Annotated in this window: 19 protein-coding genes; 8 read left to right on the top strand and 11 right to left on the bottom strand. The window is 71.9% G+C overall.

Features of this window, described 5'->3' with window-relative positions; translation table 11 throughout:
- Positions 1 to 5 precede the first annotated feature (5 nt).
- Positions 6 to 1025 (top strand): cytochrome d ubiquinol oxidase subunit II, encoded by a 1020-nt coding sequence (cydB, locus tag ISP_RS27935; protein ID WP_013227295.1) that lies wholly within the window; start codon positions 6 to 8, stop codon positions 1023 to 1025.
- Entirely contained in the window at positions 1022 to 4369 is a 3348-nt protein-coding gene (cydD, locus tag ISP_RS27940) for a thiol reductant ABC exporter subunit CydD (RefSeq protein WP_013227296.1), read from the top strand. The genes cydB and cydD overlap by 4 nt, the downstream gene beginning before the upstream one ends.
- 168 nt (positions 4370 to 4537) lie before the next feature.
- Here the strand turns inward: cydD and ISP_RS27945 are convergent, their stop codons facing one another.
- The 4 genes from ISP_RS27945 to ISP_RS27960 all read right to left on the bottom strand — a co-directional run bounded on the left by ISP_RS27945 (position 4538) and on the right by ISP_RS27960 (position 9468).
- The gene (locus tag ISP_RS27945) at positions 4538 to 6883 is read right to left on the bottom strand and encodes a phosphoketolase family protein (protein WP_013227297.1); all 2346 of its coding nucleotides are present in this window, start codon (positions 6881 to 6883) and stop codon (positions 4538 to 4540) included.
- A complete protein-coding gene (locus ISP_RS27950) occupies positions 6880 to 7785 on the bottom strand; it encodes a universal stress protein (protein WP_013227298.1) in 906 nt (301 codons plus the stop codon). The genes ISP_RS27945 and ISP_RS27950 overlap by 4 nt, the downstream gene beginning before the upstream one ends.
- Positions 7782 to 8393, bottom strand: a complete 612-nt coding sequence (locus tag ISP_RS27955; RefSeq protein ID WP_013227299.1) for a CBS domain-containing protein — start codon at positions 8391 to 8393, stop codon at positions 7782 to 7784. The genes ISP_RS27950 and ISP_RS27955 overlap by 4 nt, the downstream gene beginning before the upstream one ends.
- A gap of 163 nt (positions 8394 to 8556) precedes the next feature.
- Complete coding sequence (locus ISP_RS27960; RefSeq protein ID WP_013227300.1) at positions 8557 to 9468, bottom strand: universal stress protein; 912 nt, start codon at positions 9466 to 9468, stop codon at positions 8557 to 8559.
- On the opposite strand from ISP_RS27960, the gene ISP_RS27965 reads away from it, so the two are divergent.
- A complete protein-coding gene (locus tag ISP_RS27965; RefSeq protein WP_034286126.1) occupies positions 9467 to 9733 on the top strand; it encodes a hypothetical protein in 267 nt (88 codons plus the stop codon). The two genes, ISP_RS27960 and ISP_RS27965, sit on opposite strands and share 2 nt — an antisense overlap.
- Here ISP_RS27965 and ISP_RS27970 read toward each other — a convergent pair.
- Both ISP_RS27970 and ISP_RS27975 read right to left on the bottom strand, forming a co-directional pair.
- Positions 9709 to 10344, bottom strand: coding sequence for a CBS domain-containing protein (locus tag ISP_RS27970; RefSeq protein ID WP_013227301.1), 636 nt, complete (start codon positions 10342 to 10344; stop codon positions 9709 to 9711). The genes ISP_RS27965 and ISP_RS27970 overlap by 25 nt on opposite strands.
- Positions 10345 to 10346: 2 nt before the next feature.
- Positions 10347 to 11231 carry a universal stress protein gene (locus tag ISP_RS27975; protein ID WP_013227302.1) on the bottom strand — a complete coding sequence of 295 codons (885 nt, stop codon included), beginning with the start codon at positions 11229 to 11231 and terminating at the stop codon, positions 10347 to 10349.
- 189 nt (positions 11232 to 11420) lie between these two features.
- Between ISP_RS27975 and ISP_RS27980 the strand changes: the two genes are divergently transcribed.
- A complete protein-coding gene (locus ISP_RS27980; RefSeq protein WP_230468390.1) occupies positions 11421 to 11744 on the top strand; it encodes a hypothetical protein in 324 nt (107 codons plus the stop codon).
- Between the two features lie 14 nt (positions 11745 to 11758).
- On the opposite strand, the gene ISP_RS27985 is transcribed toward ISP_RS27980, so the two are convergent.
- The 3 genes from ISP_RS27985 to ISP_RS27995 all read right to left on the bottom strand — a co-directional run bounded on the left by ISP_RS27985 (position 11759) and on the right by ISP_RS27995 (position 12733).
- Positions 11759 to 11938 carry a hypothetical protein gene (locus tag ISP_RS27985; RefSeq protein WP_013227304.1) on the bottom strand — a complete coding sequence of 60 codons (180 nt, stop codon included), beginning with the start codon at positions 11936 to 11938 and terminating at the stop codon, positions 11759 to 11761.
- Between the two features lie 79 nt (positions 11939 to 12017).
- On the bottom strand, positions 12018 to 12203 hold the full coding sequence (locus ISP_RS27990) for a hypothetical protein (RefSeq protein WP_013227305.1): 186 nt from the start codon (positions 12201 to 12203) through the stop codon (positions 12018 to 12020).
- Between the two features lie 8 nt (positions 12204 to 12211).
- Positions 12212 to 12733, bottom strand: a complete 522-nt coding sequence (locus ISP_RS27995; RefSeq protein ID WP_013227306.1) for a flavodoxin family protein — start codon at positions 12731 to 12733, stop codon at positions 12212 to 12214.
- A gap of 320 nt (positions 12734 to 13053) precedes the next feature.
- On the opposite strand from ISP_RS27995, the gene ISP_RS28000 reads away from it, so the two are divergent.
- Both ISP_RS28000 and ISP_RS28005 read left to right on the top strand, forming a co-directional pair.
- The gene (locus ISP_RS28000; RefSeq protein ID WP_014467271.1) at positions 13054 to 13206 is read left to right on the top strand and encodes a hypothetical protein; all 153 of its coding nucleotides are present in this window, start codon (positions 13054 to 13056) and stop codon (positions 13204 to 13206) included.
- Positions 13193 to 13630, top strand: coding sequence for a pyridoxamine 5'-phosphate oxidase family protein (locus tag ISP_RS28005; protein ID WP_013227307.1), 438 nt, complete (start codon positions 13193 to 13195; stop codon positions 13628 to 13630). Before ISP_RS28000 ends, ISP_RS28005 begins: the two co-directional genes overlap by 14 nt.
- Before the next feature lie 1048 nt (positions 13631 to 14678).
- Here ISP_RS28005 and ISP_RS28010 read toward each other — a convergent pair.
- A complete protein-coding gene (locus ISP_RS28010; protein ID WP_141748541.1) occupies positions 14679 to 15116 on the bottom strand; it encodes a hypothetical protein in 438 nt (145 codons plus the stop codon).
- Entirely contained in the window at positions 15113 to 15580 is a 468-nt protein-coding gene (locus tag ISP_RS28015; protein ID WP_230468391.1) for a hypothetical protein, read from the bottom strand. Before ISP_RS28015 ends, ISP_RS28010 begins: the two co-directional genes overlap by 4 nt.
- A gap of 143 nt (positions 15581 to 15723) precedes the next feature.
- Between ISP_RS28015 and ISP_RS28020 the strand changes: the two genes are divergently transcribed.
- Both ISP_RS28020 and ISP_RS28025 read left to right on the top strand, forming a co-directional pair.
- On the top strand, positions 15724 to 16932 hold the full coding sequence (locus ISP_RS28020) for a sensor histidine kinase (protein ID WP_230468392.1): 1209 nt from the start codon (positions 15724 to 15726) through the stop codon (positions 16930 to 16932).
- A 73-nt stretch (positions 16933 to 17005) separates the two neighbouring features.
- Positions 17006 to 17689 carry a response regulator gene (locus ISP_RS28025; protein ID WP_013227310.1) on the top strand — a complete coding sequence of 228 codons (684 nt, stop codon included), beginning with the start codon at positions 17006 to 17008 and terminating at the stop codon, positions 17687 to 17689.
- Positions 17690 to 17839: the final 150 nt, after the last annotated feature.

Genomic DNA, 17839 nt, shown 5'->3' on the forward strand with positions numbered 1-17839 from the left:
CCGCCATGGCCCTCACCGACATCTGGTTCCTGCTCATCGCGGTCCTCTGGACCGGCTACTTCGTCCTCGAAGGCTTCGACTTCGGTGTCGGCACCCTGCTGCGCGTCCTCGGCCGCGACGACACCGACCGCCGCGTGCTGATCAACACGATCGGCCCGGTCTGGGACGGCAACGAAGTCTGGCTGCTCGTCGCCGGCGGCGCCACCTTCGCCGCCTTCCCGCTCTGGTACTCGAGCCTGTTCTCCGGCTTCTACCTGGCCCTGCTCCTGGTGCTCGTCGCGCTGATCCTGCGCGGGGTCGCGTTCGAGTTCCGCGGCAAGCTCGACAGCCCGCGCTGGCGCAACACCTGGGACTGGATCATCGTGTTCGGCTCCGCCGCGCCCGCGCTGCTGTGGGGTGTCGCGTTCGGCAACATCGTCCACGGCGTCCCGCTCGACGCCCGGCACCACTTCACCGGCACGTTCTTCACCCTGCTCAACCCCTACGCCCTGCTCGGCGGCCTGGCCACGCTCAGCCTGTTCTCCTTCCACGGCGCGGTGTTCCTCACCCTGAAGACCACCGGGGAGATCCGCGGCCGGGCCCGCACACTGGGCCGCGCGCTCGGCGGCACGGCGATCGTCTTCGGCGGCGTCTTCCTCACCTACACCGCCATCGAACACGGCGGCTGGGCGTGGCTCACCTCGGCGCTCGCCGCGGCCCTGCTCGTCGCCGCGGTCCTGTTCGCCACCGGCGAGCGGGACGGGTTCGCCTTCGCGAGCACCGCCGGCGCGATCATCGCCGTCACGTTCACGCTGTTCTGGTCGCTGTACCCGAACGTCCTGCCCTCGACCACCGACCCCGCGTTCAGCCTCACCACGACGAACGCCTCGTCGACGCCGTACACGCTGCAGATCATGACCTGGGTGGCCGTCGCGTTCACCCCGATCGTGCTGGCCTACCAGGCCTGGACGTACTGGGTGTTCCGCAAGCGCATCAGCCGCGCCTCGATCCCCGCCGGCGGCGGCCTGCCCGTGGCCGGCCGGTGAAGCCCCTCGACCCGCGGTTGCTGCGCCACGCGAGCGCCGTCCGGCCGTTCATCCTCGCCTGCGCCGCCCTCGGCGTGCTCACCGCGATGCTGGTGCTCGCCCAGGCGGAACTGCTGGCGAAGACGATCACGTGGGCGTTCCTCGACGGCTTCCCGCTGCACAGCCTGACGCTGCTGCTCGGCATGCTGCTGCTGGTGGTGCTCGCCAGGGCGGGGATCACCTGGCTGTCCGAGACGACCGCGCACCGCGCCGCCGCCCGCGCCCTCTCGCAACTGCGGGAGACCGTGATCGCGGCCGCGCTGCGCATCGGACCGCGGCAAGCGGACCGGTCCCCCGCCGAGGTCGCGGCCCTGGCCACCCGCGGCGTCGACCGCCTGGAAGGCTACTTCGCCCGATATCTACCGCAGTTGCTGATCGCCTCGGTCGTGCCCTTGGTGGTCGGGGTGCGCATCCTGCTCGCCGACTGGGTCGCCGCGGTGATCGCCGGCTTCACGGTGCCGCTCATCCCGATCTTCATGATCCTCATCGGCCTCTACACCCAGCGTGACGTCCGGCGGCAGTGGAAGACGCTTTCCGTACTGGGGAACCACTTCCTCGACCTCGTCGCCGGGCTCGCCGAGCTGACCGCGTTCGGCCGGGCCCGCGCGCAGATCCGGTCGCTGCGGGAGATCACCGAGAAGTACCGCACCCAGACCCTGCGCACCCTGCGCGTCGCTTTCCTGTCCGCACTGGCCCTCGAACTGCTGGCCACCCTGTCGGTCGCCGTCGTCGCCGTGTCGATCGGGCTGCGCCTGCTGGCCGGCGAACTCGACCTCCAGACCGCGCTCGTAGTGCTGATCCTCGCGCCCGAGGTCTACCTGCCGCTGCGCGCGGTCGGCGCGCGGTTCCACGACAGCGCCGAAGGCCTCGCCGCGGCCGAAGAGATCATCGCGCTCGCCGGCACGCCCACCGGCGACACCGGCACGCGCACGGTTCCCGACCTCACCCGCGTAGCGCTGCGCTGCGAAGACGTCACGGTCGAGGGCCGCTCCGGGCCGATCCTGGACGGGTTCAGCCTGCGGGTGCCGCCCGGCGAGGTGGTCGGGGTGACCGGGCCGAGCGGTGCGGGCAAATCGACCCTGCTCGACCTCCTCCTCGGCTGGCGGCGGCCCGACGGCGGCCGGATCCTCATCGGCGACACCGACCTGGCCGACATCGGCCGCGCCACCTGGCACCGCCGCATCGCCTGGGTGCCGCAGCAGCCGCACCTGGTCGCCGAAACGGTGGCCGGGAACATCCGTCTGGGCTCCCCCGACGCGACCGACGACGAAGTCCTCGCCGCTGCCGACACCGCGGCGCTGGACGTGCCGCTGTCCACTGTGGTCGGTGAACTGGGCGCCGGGCTGTCGACCGGGCAACGCCGCCGCGTCGCGCTGGCCCGGGCGGTGCTGCTGGACCGGCCGTTGATCCTGCTGGACGAACCGACCGAGGGCGTCGACGCGGAGACCGAGGCGGCCATCCTGGAGCGGCTGCCGAAGGTGCTCGCCGGGCGGACCGCCGTGATCGTCAGCCACCACCCGGCCGTCCTGGCCCGCTGCGACCGCGTGGTATCGCTGGGCGAGCCGATCGCCGTTCCCACGCCCCCCGCCGCCGTGTCGCCGCGGCCGATCTCCCGACCGGAAGCCACTCCGGTGGTCGAGTCATCCACTGTGGACGTCGCGAAGTGGCGGCCGTTGCGGGAGGCGATCCGGCCCCATCGGCTGCGGCTCGCCCTGGCCTGCCTGGCCGCGACGGCCGCGCTGGGCTGCGGGGTCGCGCTGACGGCGACGTCGTCCTGGCTGATCGCGAGCGCGGCCCTGCACCCGCCGGTGCTGAGCCTGCTGGTGGCGATCGTCGCGGTGCGGACGTTCGGCCTGGCCAAGGGCATCTTCCGCTACCTCGAACGGCTGCTGTCCCACGACGTGGCCCTGCGCGCGCTGGCGGAGCTACGGGTGCGCGTGTGGGCGCAACTGGTCCGCATCGGCCCGGCGGGAACCGCGCGGTTGCGCCGGGGCGACCTCCTGCACCGGCTCGTGTCCGATGTGGACAACCAGCAGGACGTCCTGGTCCGCGGGCTGGTCCCGGGCGTGTCGACGTTCTTGGTGTTGTCGGCGACCGTGGTCACCCTGGGCGTGATCCTGCCGGGCGCCGGGCTCGCGGCAGCGGTGGGTCTCGCGGTCGCGGGTGGGCTGGCTCCCGTCGTCGCGGCGATGGCGGGCCGCCGGGCCCAGCGGGAGACGGCCCGGCTGCGCGCGGACCTCACGGCGGGCACGGCGGAACTCCTCCAGGCGTCGGCGGACCTGATCACCCACGACGCGGCGGCCGGCCGCCACGCGCGGCTGCGCGAGCTCGACTTCGCGGTGACGTCACTCCAGCGCCGGTCCGCCGCGTGGCGTGGACTGGGCGGCGGAATCGCGACCCTGGGCGTGGGGCTGACGTCCGTGGCGTGCCTGGCGCTGGGCATCCTGGCGGTGCACGCGGGGACGATCCCCGGCCCCGCGCTCGCCGTACTCGCTCTGGTTCCGCTGGCGACGGCGGAGCTGGTGGCCGGGCTGCCGGAAGCGGCGCAGCGGCTGCTCGGAGCCGCCGCTTCCGCACGTCGTCTCGCCGGCCTGGACGCCGTTCCCGCACCTCACAGCGTCTCCGCGGATCCGGCCCCGGCCGCCGTCGAGCTGGCCGCCGAACGCCTGTCGGTGCGCTGGCCGCAGGCCACCGCCGACGCGGTCCAGGACGTGGACCTCCACATCGGCCACGGGCGCCGGCTCGCTTTGACGGGCCGCTCAGGCGCGGGCAAGAGCACGGTGATCGCAGCGCTGATGCGCTACCTCGACCCGTCGGCGGGCCGGATCTTGCTGGACGACACCGACACGTTGACGTGCGACGACGACTCGGTGCGGGAGCGGATCGCCTGGTGTGGACCGGAAACCCACCTGTTCGACAGCACGTTGCGCGAGAACCTCCGCCTGGCCCGGCCATCCGCCGACGACTCCGACCTGCGGGCCGCCTTGGAGCTGGCCCAGCTGGGACCGTGGCTCTGCCGCCTCCCGGACGGCCTCGACACGACGTTGGGAGCCCACGGCACCCCGGTCTCGGGCGGCGAACGCCAGCGCATCGGCGTGGCCCGGGCCCTGCTGTCGGACCGGCCGATCTTGCTGCTCGACGAACCGACGGCGCACCTGGACGCACCCACGGCGGCAGCATTGGCGGCCGATGTGCTGGCGGCGACGGAAGGCCGGTCGGCGCTGGTCGTGACACACCGGCCGGCGGAGTTCGCGGCACTTCCGGCGGTGGAGGTCACCGCCGGACGCTCCGTAAGCGCGGCCTAGAGTTTCGTCCTGGATTTGTCAGGCATTTTCCCGCCTTCAGTAGCTGACCGTGGGGATACTTCGGCTGCCATAAGGGGATGCTTTGAGCGGGAAATCGCGACTACACCATGGCGAGGACGGCAAAGGTAAGCGATCGCCGCGGCCAAGACGACCGCGGCGATCAGGTCCTCAGCCTTCCCAGGTCCAGTCGCGGATCTCGGGCAGATCCTCGCCGTGGGCCCGGATCCACCGCCCGTGCCGTCCCTGGGCCTCGGTCATCCGCTGCCGCAGCACCCCGGCCGTCGCGACGAGGCCCGGCACCCGGTCGATCACGTCGATGACCAGCTGGAAGCGGTCCATGTGGTTGAGCACCAGCATGTCGAACGGCGTGGTCGTCGTCCCGTGCTCGGTGTAACCGCGCACGTGGAGGTCGTGGTGATTGGTCCGGCGGTACGCCAGCCGGTGGATCAGCCACGGATAGCCGTGGTAGGCGAAGATCACCGGCCGGTCCGGCGTGAACAACGCGTCGAACTCCCGGTCCGACAGCCCGTGCGGGTGCTCGGCCTCCGGCTGCAGCCGCATCAGATCGACCACGTTCACCACCCGCACCGCCAGCTCCGGCAGTTCCTCCCGCAGGATCTTCGCCGCGGCCAGCACCTCCAACGTGGGAGCGTCACCGGCGCAGCCGAGGACCACGTCCGGTTCGCGGCCGGTGTGCGTGCTGGCCCACTCCCAGATGCTCACGCCGCGGGAGCAGTGCAACGCCGCCTGCTCGGCGTCCAGCCAGTTCGGCGTGTCGTTCTTGCCCGCAACCACGACGTTCACGTAGTCCCGGCTGCGCAGGCAGTGCGCGGCGACTTCCAGCAGGGTGTTGGTGTCCGGCGGGAAGTAGATCCGCACGACCTCGGAGCTCTTGTTCGCGACGTGGTCGACGAAGCCGGGATCCTGGTGGGAGAAGCCGTTGTGGTCTTGGCGCCACACGTGCGAAGTCAGCAGGTAGTTCAGCGACGCCACCGGGCGCCGCCACGGGATCCGCCGGTGCACCCGCAGCCACTTGATGTGCTGGTTGACCATCGAGTCGACGATGTGGACGAAAGCTTCGTAGCACGAGAACAGCCCGTGCCGGCCGGACAGCAGGTAGCCCTCGAGCCAGCCCTGGCACAGGTGCTCCGAGAGCACCTCGAGCACGCGGCCGTCGGCGGACAGGTGCTCGTCGACCGGCTCGACCGCCGCCTGCCATTGCTTGCCGGTGACGTCGTAGACCGCATCCAGCCGGTTGGACGCCGTCTCGTCGGGGCCGAACAGGCGGAAGTTCGCCCGGTCGGCGTTGAGCGCGAAGACGTCCCGCAGGAACCGGCCCAGCACCCGGGTCGGCTCGGCCATCGTCGCGCCCGGTCTCGGCACGGCGACGGCGTGGGCCGCGATGTCCGGCAGGGTCAGCGGGCGCAGCAGCACGCCGCCGTTGGCGTGCGGGTTCGCGCCCATCCGGCGCTCCCCGGCCGGGATCATCGTCGTGACGTCCGCGACCGGACGGCCGCGGGAGTCGAACAACTCCTCCGGACGGTACGAGCGCAGCCACTCCTCCAGCTGGCGCAGGTGGTCCGGGTTCGTCCGGACTTCGGCCAGCGGCACCTGGTGCGCACGCCACGTGCCCTCCACCGGCTTTCCGTCCACAACGGACGGACCGGTCCAGCCCTTGGGGCTGCGCAGCACGATCATCGGCCACACGCCACGCCGCTCGGCGAGCGTGGCGACCGCCGAGTCGAGCGCCGCAGCCATCGCCTGGTGCATCAACTCCCGATCGTAGCCCTCGACATAGATCGGCGCGTAGCCGTACCCGCGCAGCAGGGCGTCCAGCTCGGCCGGGGCGATGCGCGAGAGCACGGTCGGGTTGGCGATCTTGTAGCCGTTGAGGTGCAGGATCGGCAGCACCGCACCGTCGCGGACCGGGTCGAGGAACTTGTTTGCGTGCCAGGACGTCGCCAGCGGCCCGGTCTCGGCCTCGCCGTCACCGACCACGCACGCCACCAGCAGGCCGGGGTTGTCGAACGCAGCACCGAAGGCGTGCGCGAGCGAGTAACCCGACTCCCCGCCTTCGTGGATCGAGCCGGGCACCTGCGGCGCCACATGACTCGGCACACCGCCGGGGAAGGAGAACTGCCTGAACAGCTCGGCCATCCCGGCGGCGTCGCGCGTGACGTCGGGCCACGCCTCGGTGTAGCTGCCTTCGAGCCACGTATTGGCCAGCAGGGCCGGGCCGCCGTGACCCGGTCCGGTGACGAGCATGGCGTTCAGGTCGTGGGTGAGGATCGCGCGATTCAGATGCGCGTAGACGAAGTTGAGGCCGGGTGAAGTCCCCCAGTGCCCGAGCAACCTCGGCTTGATCTGCTCGGGTCGCAGCGCCTCGCGCAGCAGCGGGTTCGCCATCAGGTAGATCTGGCCGGCCGAGAGGTAGTTCGCGGCCCGCCAGAGCGCATCCACCTGGGCCAGCTCGGTGCTGCCGAGCACCACGGGCCGGGCGTCGAGCGCGGTCACTTCACCGGCTCCGGGCGGACGACGAGCACCGGGCAGGAGGCGTGGTGAACCAGCGCCTGACTGGTCGAACCCAGCAGCATCCCGGTGAACCCACCACGACCGCGGCAACCGACGACCACCAGCTGAGCGGTCTCGCTCGCCCCGAGCAAGACGTTCCGCGGCCGGTCGCGGACCAGCTGCCGCCGGATCTCCACGTCGGGGTACTTCTCCTGCCAGCCCGACAGGCGTTCGGTCAGCAGTCGCTGCTCACCCTCTTCGAGGGTTTCCGGCTGGGTGCGGATGCGGGCGGTGCCGCGGGTGTCTTCGTAGGTGATGTCGTTCCAAGCGTGCACCGCGACCAGCGGCACGCCGCGCAGCGAAGCTTCCTCGAACGCGACGGCGATGGCCTGCTCGCTGTTCGGGCTGCCGTCGACGCCGACGACGACCGGTCCCGTTTCCGGGGCGGCCGTGTTCTCCGGGCGGCCGCGGACGACGGCGACCGGGCAGTGGGCATGGCCGACGACCGAAGCCGCCGTGCCCCCGAGCAGCATGTCCGCGAACCCGCCGGTCCCCGTCCGGCCGACGACCAGCAGCCGCGCGTGCCGCGACTCGTCGATCAGCATCGGCACCGGCGAGTCGTTGGGCAGCTCGGTGACGATGACCAAGTCCTTGTCGACCGACGCGGCCAGGGCGCGGGCGTCGGCGATGGCGCGTTCCCCTTCGGCCTGGACCGCCTCGAACAGCGTCGTTGCGCCGATTCCGCTCATGCCGCCGCCGTAGTACAGACCGGCGATCTGCAGCCCGTGCACGATCTTCAGCTGGAGGTGACGCCGGGAAGCGATGTCCGCCGCCCAGGCGACGGCGGCGGCCGACCCCGCCGAGCCGTCCACGCCCACGGTGATCCTCGGTTCGGTGGTGGTCATCGTGTCTGCTCCTCGCCCGCGTAGGCGGTGTCGGCGGCGACGACGCCGGGCACGGCGAGCGCCAGCAACTGGGCGACGTGCCGGTCGGTGCCGTCGTCGAACTGGTCGGTGATGTGCACGAGCCCGTCGCGGACGTCGACGTGCCAGCGGCCGCTGCCGCCGTAGATCTCCAGGCGGTGCTGGACGTCCCGGGCGATCTCGACGTCCTCGCGGGCGAGCACCCGCACGACGTCGCCGCGGGTCACGATGCCGACGACGGCCGAGCCGTCGACGATCGGCATCGCGCGGATCCGGGCGTCCACCAGCGCCTGGCACAGGTCGGCGACGTCGGTCCCGGTGCTCATCGCGGTCACGGGGGTGGTCATCAGGTCCCCCACGGTCTTGCCCGCGGACGCGGCTTCGTGGTGCTCGTGGGCGTGCCGGGGATCCACCGGGATCCGGCCGCGGATCAGGTCGGCTTCCGTGACGATGCCGATCAGCCGATCGTCGTCGTCGACCACCGGAAGGGCGGTGAAGCCGTGAGCGGCCAGCAGTTCGGCCGCTTCCTTCGCGGAGGTCAACGGCTGCACGGTGATCACGGGCGCGGTCATCAGGTCGCGTGCTCGCATCGGGGTTCCTGCCTTTCGTGTCACCTCCCAACCTAGGAAGGCGGAGGCCGGGTCACCGCTGGCGTCGGTCACCGGTCGCGAGGACTTACGTCCCTTCGCGAGATCAGGTCCACAAAGGACGAAGCTCCCGCGTAGCGCATCGCGGCCCGGGTCCGCAGCGTGGTCATGTCCCGCTCCCGGTCCGCTGCGGCCGCACGACCGCCACCGGGCACGGCGAGTGCGCGATCAGCGCCTGGCTCGTCGAGCCGAGCAGCATCCCGGTGAACCCGCCGCGGCCACGGCAGCCGACCACGATCAGCTGCGCGGTCTCGCCGCGCTCCAGCAGCGTGCGCACCGGTCGCCCGCGGGTGACCTCGAGCTCGATCGTCAGGTCCGGGTACTTGCGCTGCCAGCCGACCACCTGCTCAGCCGGCTTGACGCGCTCCACCACCGCGATCTCCGCGGGATCCTGCTGCAGCGGATGCGCCCGGAGCATGCCGTCGGCGAGGATGTCGCTCCAGGTGTGCACCGCGACGAGCCTGGTGCCACGCAGCCGCGCCTCCTCGCAAGCGAAGGCGAGCGCGGCCTCGCTGTCGGCCGAACCGTCGGCGCCGACGAGCACGGGCCCGGCGTCCGGCGGCGCGTCGTGCGGCGTCCGGCCGCGGACCACCGCGATCGGGCAGTGCGCGTGCGCCGCCACGGCGGCGACGGTCGAGCCGACGAGCAGACCGGTGAAGCCGCCCAGCCCGTGTGAGCCGAGCACGAGCAGTTCGGCGTGCTGCGACTCCTGGACGAGAGCGGTGACCGGGCTCCACTCCCGAGCCGCGGTGGTGACGTCGAGGCCGGGGTACTCGGCCAAGACCGCGTCCCGTGCTTCGGCCAGCCGGCCTTCGGCTCGCTCGGCCAGCCCGGCCCGGACTTGCTCGTGCGTGCCGAACGCGACGGGCGCCTTCACCTGCGGCAGCGCGTAGACCTGCACCAGCCGCAGCGGACGCCCGCGGCGGCCGGCTTCCGCACCGGCCCACACGGCAGCCTGCACCGCGGAGCTCGAGCCGTCGATCCCGGCGACGACGACGCCGTCAACGAATCCGGGCATGGCCGTCCTCCTCGTGGATGAGCTGCCGGACCCGGTCGAGGCGGATCTCGAGGATCCGGCCTCGCTGTCCGGGTGCGCCGACCCGCGACCCGTTGCTGACGAGCCAGTCGCCCGGCCGTGGGTGCATGGTGTTCCTCCTCAGATGTCCACAGTGGACTTCTCGGGCGTGGTGGGCGTACCCGGTCGCCACGAGGCGCGGTGCGCGGCGATCCCGATCAAGGAGGCCTTCCCCGGCTTTGCTCAAGCCACGTCGTTCCAGACGTAGTCCAGGCGGTTGCGCACCTCGACCACCCCGGACAGTTCCTGGATCAGCCGGGTCACCGGGGCGATGTCGCTGCGGCGCTCCACCCGCCCGACGACCGTGACGATCTCGGCCCGCACCTCGATGCGGACCCGATCCGGCCCGAGGTTGAGCTGATCCCGCAGCACCCGTTCGCTGACCTCGCGCTCGAGGTCGCTGTCACCGCGGGTGAAGACCGCGACCAGGTCACGGCGCGACAGCACGCCCGCTACTTTCCCGTTGCGGAGCACGAACAACCGGCGTACGCCGCTGTGCGCGAACTGCGCGGCGGCCGCGGCGAGTGTCGCGTCGGCGGCGATCGTGACCGCCGGGCTCGTCATCAGGTCCTTCGCGACGCACGCGGTAGCCTTGCGGGCCGGCCGGCGCTCGCGCCACCGGGGCTTGCGCTCCTCCCACAGATGGGGGAGCAAATCCGCCTCGGAGACGACGCCGACCAGGGCACCGGTCTTGTCGACCACGCCGACCGCGCTGATCCCGTTGCCGGTGAGCAGCTGGGCGATGTCCTTGAACGGCGTCTGCGGGGAAACGGTGATCGGGTCGGCGGTCATGACCGCGGACACCTTGCCGGCGTTCATCTTCAGACCTCTTTCTCGGTACGGACGACCATGACCGGGCAGGCCGCGTGGTGCAGGAGAGCCTGGCTCGTGGAGCCGAGCACCAGTCCGGCGAAACCACCTCGGCCACGGCTGCCGACGACGAGCAGCTGCGCATGGTGGCTCAGTTCGAGGAGACGGGCGCGGGGCTTGTCGTGCTCGACGCGGCGCTCGACCTGGACGTCCGGGTACTTGTCCTGCCAGCCCGCCAGCCGCTGCGCGAGCAGGCGGCGGCCCGAGTCCTGAAGGGATTCACCCTGGATGGCGACGTTGCCGTCGCTGAACAGGCCGGCCGTGTCACCGTCGTGCCAGGTGTACAGGGCGACGAGCGAGGCGTTGCGGATCGAAGCCTCCTCGAAGGCCCAGGCGATCGCCGCTTCGCTCAGCGGGCTGCCGTCGGCACCCACGACGACCGGGCCGCCGGGCTTCTCCGCACCGCGGACGACCACGACCGGGCAGTGCGCCCGCGCGGCGAGGTCGACGTCGGGTGAGCCGCTGAACAGGCCCGCGATCGCCCCGACCGGCTCGCCGGTGACGAGGATCCGGGCTCGCTCCGAAACTTCGAGCAGGCCGGGAACCGGGCCGCGGTCACTCGCCTCGGTCGCGATGGCCAGCCCCGGCACGGTGGCTTCGAGCGTGGCCCGGGTCTGCCGCAGCAGCCGGTCCGCTTCGGCCTCCTTGACCGCCAGCCAGTCCGACGGCGGATGGATCTTGCCGCCGAGCGCCGCGTCCTCCAAGCCGTAGGCGGTGTAGACGAGCAGGGACGCGTGCCGGCGGGCCGCTTCCCCGGCCGCCCACAACGCGGCCGCCGCGGCGGTCTCCGAACCGTCCACGGCGACGACGATCGGCGGGTTTCCGGTTGCGCTCATGACGTGTTTCCTCCGGGTTCCGGTGCGCGGACCACGCATCCGCCCCGAAGGTAGGACGCGGCGACGCCCGGCGGATGCGGCCGTTCGTCCCCGCGTCCGGGGACTTTCGACAGCTCCCGGCGACCAGGCCGCGGGCGCATGGTGAGCGGGAGGAGGTGTCGTGCGATGCAACGCGAATGGCGAGACGCGGTGGCGACCGTACCGGTCCTGTTCACCATCGCCCTGTACATCGAATACCTGGCCGACGGGAGCACCCTGTGGGTGCACGGCCCCCGCGCGATGGCGGCCACCGCACTGGTACTGGGCCTGGCCGCCTGCGTGCTCGGCTCGTGGGTGTGGACCGGCGCGGCGCGGTGGCTCAGTGCCCCGCTCGGTGCGGCCGCGCTGTTGGCCGCCGTCTTCACGCTCGTGACCGGCAGCGGCGTCACGCTCGCCGTGCTGATCGCGCTGGTCACGGCGTTGTGGGTGGTCTCGACCGTCCGGCACGTGCGGACCCCGGCCGGACGGCCATGACCATCCGGCTCGGCTCAGCCCACGGCCAGGACGTACGGCACGGTGCTGACGCTCAGGTGGTGCTTTCCGGCGAAAGCCAGGAACTCCCGCGCCGGCGGGACGTCGGACAGGTGGATGTCCGCGACCGCCGGCGCGAACAGGATCGCCGAATCCAGGGGCTCCGGCGGTGGCTCGGCGGCGTCCCCGGCTGACACGGCGCCCAGGTCCAGCGCAGCCGGCGTGCTCCGGCGCCTCGGCCACCCGGCGCCGCAGGCGGGTCCGCTCTGCGTGAACCTAGGACAGCGACCGGCACACGGCGGTCGCCGTCTCGACCTGGAACTGCAGGAACCCGGCCATCACCCCCGGCTCGTCCGCCCGCAGGTCCAGGACCCGCGGTGCCGCCGCGGCCGTCGTTCCTGAGCGCGGGTCGACGAGCACGAACTCCTCCTCGACCCCGACCGTGTCTCCCCCGGCGTCCACGATCGGCCTCAGGAGACGGTCCGGCGCGCGGCCGCGCCGAGCGCCGCGCCCCAGGCCTCGGCCCGGTCCAGCTCGCCGGGGTTGGGGCCGGCGTCGGCCGGGGTCGTGCCCACGAAGAAGCTCTCGGCGGGCGCCGCCGCCGGGCACCCGGGCCGGCGCAGCCGCTTCGCGATGCCGAGCGAAGCGGCGCCAGTGAGCAGGCGTGCCTTGTCGATTCGGGTATCGAAGGCCGCGACCGGGAGTCCCTGCGGGACCGGCCCGAGGGAGTCCAGCCACTCGCGCACGCCGGTCTCCGAGCGGGTCGGGCGATCCCCCTGCTCCACGGCCGATTTCCGCGTCGCGGGGCGGCTCATGCCGTGCACGTGGGTGGGCCCTCCGACGACGAGCAGGTCGACACCGGTGAGGTCGGCCGGCGCGCCGTCGACGTTGACCACCTCCACCGGGGCGGCCACGGCCAGTCCCTTCCCGATCGCCTCGGCTACTGCTTCGGTGGCGCCGAACATCGACTCGAACACGACGAGGATTCGCATGGCCGCTCCTTTCAGGTTTCTTCGGGGACCATTTCGATGGCACCGCAGGGACATTCGGCGACGCAGATCCCGCAGTAGTCGAGGTCGATCGCCGCCGGGTTGGCGAAGAAGTCCCGGGGTCCGTGCTCCAGGCCCGTCGGTCAATGCGAGGCGGTGAGCCATGGCGGGCTTCGGAGTCGCGGATTCGAGGTGTGTCCAGCAAATCGGCCCGAGCTCGCCACCGCCGCCGGCGAACGCCATCGGTGCCGGGGCCGTCGGTCACCGGCCGAAGGGACCATCGGCTCTGCCGCTCCCGCGCCGCCGCGTCGAGACTTCGCGGCATGAAGGTTGACGAACTGCTCACGAAGGCGAAGGACGGGCTGCCGGCCAAACCGGTCGGGGCGACGCTGGGCGCGATCGCCACCGCGGCGATCTTCGCCGCGACACGGCCGGCCAAGCTCAAGGACGGCGCCGAGACCGATGAGCGTCCCTGAGCTGCGTCCGCTGGGCCCGGCCCGCTGCCGCGCGTTGCTCGCCTCCGTCCCGCTCGGCCGCCTGGGCTTCGTCCACGACGGACGGCCGGCGATCCGGCCGGTCAACTTCACCACGGCAGACGAAGCGATCTGGCTGCGGGCGGGCCGCAACTCCTGGGCCGACCGGCTCGACGGCCGGCCGGTCACCTTCGAAGCCGACGCCTACGACCCCGGCGGCCACACCGGCTGGAGCGTGATCGTGACCGGGATCGCCACCCTCACCACGGACGTCGAAACCTTGGCCGTCCAACTCGGTGCCGGCCTGCGCTCGTGGGCGCCCGCACCCCGCGACCGGCTGCTGCGGATCAGCATCGATCGGATCGAGGGCCGCCGGCTCGCCCTTCGCCCCGACGCGGACGACGCGACGGAATCGGACGCACCATAGCCCGGCGGCACGTTCTCCAGCGCCGTGCCCGGCCGTGCGGGAAGAACGGCACACGCGGACCGGGCTTCCGCCTCTGACCGTGGTCTCCCACGGACGGAATGCTCGTAACGGCCGGCAGTACGTCCGGCATCTCCCACCGGAGAGGGAGCCGATATGAGCACCGCACACCGAAATCGGAACCCCGGACCCGCCCGAGCGGGTGGCTTTCCCAGCGGATTGCGGGTGCACGCACACGGCGGACGGTTCACCGGCCGAACAGGCGTCGTGGTCTGCCGGGCACCCGACCTGCGTCCCGGCTCGGTCTGGGTCGAGTTCAGCCCCGGCGACGCGCGGCTCGTGCCCGGCTACCGCCTCGACGTCCAGCGGATGAGCGGCCAGGCCGGTGGCGGGCGGACCGCTACGCTGCCGCAAGGCCAGCACTGCCCCGAACAGGGTTACCGCGCCGAAAAGGGACAACGCCGGCGCGGTGTGGCTCTTCATCCACAGCTGGCCGGGCAGCGGGTCGGCGGCGACCCAGTCCCCCAGCGGCGCGAAGTACACCGCCGCGACCACGGCGACAGCGGTGCTCAGCACGGCGGGCACCGCGCCATTTCCCCGACGTCTGGCCACCCGCGCCCTCGCTCTGTCCGTCGCACCAGCGAAACGCCGACAGCGTATACGGTCCACCAAGGCGAAATAGGGACCTCGCCGCCACTGTCACCTGCGCGTACCAAAGATCGGGGCGATTCGGAAACCCATTCCCGCCGGAGCGACCGGAGGGTGATTCACGAGCACAGCCCGACGCATTCGAGCGAGCGGAATGTCCGGGCGTCGACGACCTGGTCTGCATCGTCGGCGATGGCGACGCGACTGCGGGAGCCGGGACTCGTCCGAGCGAGCCGAGCAACGCCACGGAGAGCCGCCTTCTCCTCCGCCGGCTGCCCGCGAAGCACTGGCCGGCGTGATGCAAAAGGACGGTTGACCGAGCGCGCTCGTCTTGCGGTTCGCGCTTCCGGTTAACGCCCGGGTCGTCCTGCTTGCGCGCTCTGCGGCGAATGCGTCACGGCGTTCACCCGGAATTCGTTTCGGTGTGTCCTGGCCGCTGCTTGCCCGGCCTGGAATGCCCTTCGGCGCCCGTCCGGGCCGCCTCGTAGTCGAAGGAGAGATCCGTGCCGAGTACTCGATCGAGAGCCGCCACGCTGGCCGTGGTCGCGGCGGCCATCGCCGCCTTGGCCGCGCCGGCCCCGTCCGCCGGTGATCGCTCCGCCCACCTCCTGCTCGTCTCGGTCGGACCTCGCCCGCCGGCCACCCCCACACGATCACCACCCCCGTCGGCACCACGCAAATCGCGCCGACGATCCTGCGGCGGCTGGGCCTGCGGCCGGACACGCTGCAGGCGGTGCGCACCGAGGTCCTCCCCCGATAGCGGCCACCCGGCCGCCGCCGCGATCTTGGTGTGGCGTGTTGGGTAGGTGCAGTTCAGCATCCGGCTGACATTGGCGTTCACGGTGATTCTTGTTCAACGGTTTCGGACCGTGGGAATGGGTGGCGGATCAGTCGCAAGGCCAAGACGGTGCACACGATGGCGACGGGAATTTCCACGCACACTGCCATCACGATCGCGATAGCCAGCTCGCCCCCGGGTGCCGCCGCGGTGACGTCGAACCAGGCGTCGGTCAGGAGAAGCGCAGCGGCCGCGGTGGCGGTCAGCGTGCAGCGGTTGTCCGCCCGCTTCAGGAACCGACCGGTGGCGAACAAGGCCAGTGCCTCGCCACTGTCCAGACCGACCCAGGCCAGGGCCCAGTGACTGTCCATCGCCTTCTCCGGCAACGACATCGACAGATAGAGAACCCACGGGATCATGATCAGGCCCGCGGTGGCGAAGGCCCTGCCGAGACGTCGCGGGCGTCGGGCACCGGGTCTGTCCGGCACCGCCGACCAGCGCACGTGGATCATCGGTGTGTTCATCATGGTCACGAACCTAGGAACAGAAGGCCATCCGCCGCGTCGGCCCGTGGATGTCACCGCTCCCCAGGCCGTCGGCCCGGGGGTGTACCGGCGCGTACATCCCCGGGACGACGCGCGGAACCGACGCCACTGCATACGATCTCCGCATGGAAGAGCTTCTCCAGCGTCTCTCGACATCGAAGCGTGTGACCTGGCTGATGTCACAGGCCGTGGTGCTGGCCACCGCCTGCTTCTACGCGGTGACGCTCGGCTGGTCGATCGCTCGGGTTCCGGGCCACGACAGCCTGTTCCGGTTTCCCGGCCTCGGGCCCCTCCAGATGATGGTTCTGTGCGCTGTGCTCGCCCTTCCGGTGCTGCTGATGCGCCGTCTGCCGGCGGCGGTCTTCGCGGCGATCCTGGGCGAAGCGGTCCTCGGCTACCTCTTCGGCGTGCGGTCCGAGGCCGTGTTCGTCGTGCTCGTGGTCTTGGGCGGGCACCTCGCCGTCCGGCGGCCGAAGGCTGCCGCCATCGGCTCCGTCGCGGCCGTCGCGGCCGCGTTCGTCGACAACATCGACGTCTACCCCGGGGAGAACGTCGGCGACACGGCCCAGTGGGCCGGGCAGTACGCGTTGTGGTTCGCGGTCGCGTGGGTCTTCGGCGGGGTGTACCGCAAACGCCGTGAATACCTCGACGCCCTGCACGAGCAGACCGCGGCCCGCACCGTCGTCACCGAGCGGCTGCGGATCGCCCGCGAACTGCACGACAGCGTCGCGCACAGCATGGGGATCATCACGGTGCTGTCGGGAGCGGCGGCGCGGGTCGTGGACACCAAGCCCCAGCAGGCGCGGCAGGCGCTGATCGGCATCGAGACCACCAGCCGCCAGACGCTGCTCGAGCTGCAGCGCATGCTCGGGGCGCTCCGCCGCGCCGAGCCGGATGACGCCATGCCGCCGGCCGCTCCGCTGGCGCCGGCCGGCAGCCTGGCCGACGTCCCGCAACTCGCCGAACGCACGGCCGACGCCGGGGTGCGGGTCCACGTGACCTGGCAGGGCGAGCGGTGTCCGCTGCCGCCGGAGATCGAACTGTCGGCGTTCCGGATCATCCAGGAGTCGCTGACGAACGTGGTGCGGCATTCCGGGGCGCGGACGTGCCGGGTCGCGGTCGGGTACGAGCCGGAGGGCGTGACGATCGAGGTGGTGGACGACGGGGACGACGGTCTCGGCGGGCCGGGCCGTCCCAGGCACTCGACGGCGCCCGGCGGGAGCGGCTTCGGCCTGCTCGGCATGCGCGAGCGGGTGACGTTGCTGTCCGGCCAGTTCAGCGCGGGCCGGCGTCCGGAGGGCGGCTTCCGGGTGGCGGCGAGGCTCCCGGCATGAGCGAGCCTGCGAGCGAATCATCCAACACTGCGCGGGCCGCTCAGGCCGGACCGAGCGTCAGCGAGGTCCGCGCATGAGCGTGCGGGTGCTACTGGTCGACGACCAGCCGCTGATGCTGGTCGGGCTCGCGATCCTGATCGGCGACACCGACGATCTGGCGGTGGCCGGCGAGGCCGGCGACGGCCGCGAGGCGCTGCGCCTGGTGCGTGAGCTGCGGCCGGACGTGGTGGTGATGGACATCCGGATGCCGGGCATGGACGGGATCGAGGCGACCCGGCGGGCGACCGCCGAGCCACACCCGCCCAAGGTGCTGGTGCTGACGACCTTCGACGACGACGAGTACGTCTACGGCGCACTGCGCGCCGGGGCCAGCGGATTCCTGCTCAAGAGCATGGCCCTGAACGCGATCCTCGACGCGATCCGCGTGGTGGCGGCCGGCGACGCGTTGATCGCGCCGAGCGTGACCCGGCGGCTGATCGCGGACTTCGCCGGAACCGCCGGCCCCGCGGCCCCCGAACCGGACACCGAGCCCGCCGCGGACTCAGGTCTCCTCGCGGAGATCACCGACCGGGAGCGCGAGGTGCTGGCACTGGTGGGACAGGGCCTGTCGAACACCGAGATAGCCGAGCGGCTGGTGATCAGCGCGGCGACGGCGAAGACTCATGTCGCGCGCCTGTTCGCCAAGCTCGAGGCCCGGGACCGCGTCCACCTGGCGATCATCGCCTTCGAGGCCGGACTCGTGCCGCGCAGACGGTAGGGCGGAACGATCGCCGACCACGAGTTCCCGGTCAAGCTGACGTCGGGGTTACTTCGGCCAACGCCGGGTGGCCGGGCTCCGCAGGAACGAGGTCGCGACGCTCGCGGGCGGCTCGACGACACGGAGCGCGCGCACTTGTACCACCTGGCC

This window comes from Amycolatopsis mediterranei (assembly GCF_026017845.1).
Lineage (GTDB): Bacteria > Actinomycetota > Actinomycetes > Mycobacteriales > Pseudonocardiaceae > Amycolatopsis > Amycolatopsis mediterranei.